This is a genomic window from Brevibacterium sp. 50QC2O2 (assembly GCF_024580675.1).
Classification (GTDB): Bacteria; Actinomycetota; Actinomycetes; order Actinomycetales; family Brevibacteriaceae; genus Brevibacterium; species Brevibacterium moorei.
The window spans coordinates 1-256 of sequence record NZ_JANIJZ010000073.1 but is presented as its reverse complement, the minus strand read 5'-3'; the positions used below and the strand labels follow the sequence as shown (position 1 = coordinate 256).

At 56.6% G+C, this 256-nt stretch carries 1 rRNA gene; it reads right to left on the bottom strand.

Annotated elements, in window-relative coordinates:
- Positions 1-103: ribosomal RNA gene (locus NQ038_RS15265) — 23S ribosomal RNA — on the bottom strand; the annotation flags it as partial.
- Between the last annotated feature and the right edge of the window lie 153 nt (positions 104-256).

Here is a 256-nt window from a genome sequence, read left to right as displayed (position 1 = left end):
TCACCGCTCGTTTACCAACTCCCCGAGGCTTATCGCAGGTTACAACGTCCTTCATCGGCTCCTGATGCCAAGGCATCCACCATGCGCCCTTCACCACTCACCACAACACACACAGCAGAAGACCAACAAGCCTCCCACCCAGCGTCTGGTGGGGTGGATAACACAAGAAACAAACACACCAACCACACCAGCCAACCCGACACCAGACTCACGCCTGACACCAGCCAGCCCATGGTTGGGCGACAAAATCACACAC